This window comes from Streptococcus jiangnanensis (genome assembly GCF_040888325.1).
Lineage (GTDB): Bacteria > Bacillota > Bacilli > Lactobacillales > Streptococcaceae > Streptococcus > Streptococcus jiangnanensis.
The window spans coordinates 1-951 of sequence record NZ_JBFNFF010000017.1; the positions used below are offsets into that span (position 1 = coordinate 1).

Sequence of the window (951 nt, forward strand, 5' to 3'; positions counted from 1 at the left end):
TGGAATTCCACTCTCCCCTCTTGCACTCAAGTTAAACAGTTTCCAAAGCGTACTATGGTTAAGCCACAGCCTTTAACTTCAGACTTATCTAACCGCCTGCGCTCGCTTTACGCCCAATAAATCCGGACAACGCTCGGGACCTACGTATTACCGCGGCTGCTGGCACGTAGTTAGCCGTCCCTTTCTGGTAAGATACCGTCACAGTGTGAACTTTCCACTCTCACACTCGTTCTTCTCTTACAACAGAGCTTTACGATCCGAAAACCTTCTTCACTCACGCGGCGTTGCTCGGTCAGACTTCCGTCCATTGCCGAAGATTCCCTACTGCTGCCTCCCGTAGGAGTCTGGGCCGTGTCTCAGTCCCAGTGTGGCCGATCACCCTCTCAGGTCGGCTATGTATCGTCGCCTTGGTGAGCCGTTACCTCACCAACTAGCTAATACAACGCAGGTCCATCTGGTAGTGATGCAATTGCACCTTTTAAGCAAATGTCATGCAACATCTACTCTTATGCGGTATTAGCTATCGTTTCCAATAGTTATCCCCCGCTACCAGGCAGGTTACCTACGCGTTACTCACCCGTTCGCAACTCATCCAGAGAAGCAAGCTCCTCCTTCAGCGTTCTACTTGCATGTATTAGGCACGCCGCCAGCGTTCGTCCTGAGCCAGGATCAAACTCTCATTAAAAGTTTGAGTTCTCACTCATTTCTGTCACTGACAGATTTATTGTTTTTTCATTGTTCAGTACTATAACCTCAGTTATAGTGCCCTGCACATTGGTTCGTCTTGTTCAGTTTTCAAAGGTCTTTGTTACTCATTCTCTCTCAAGCGACAACTATATTAGTATATCACAGCTACCTGTCTCTGTCAACAGATTTTTTAAACTTTTTTCAAGTTTTTTTAACCGCAATACACCATAGTCCGTACGGGATTCGAACCCGTGTTACCGCCGT

General features: G+C 47.3%; 1 rRNA gene. It reads right to left on the reverse strand.

Annotation, left to right across the window (positions count from 1 at the left end):
• A 16S ribosomal RNA gene (locus AB2B49_RS09160) occupies window positions 1-685 on the reverse strand; the annotation flags it as partial.
• Between the last annotated feature and the right edge of the window lie 266 nt (window positions 686-951).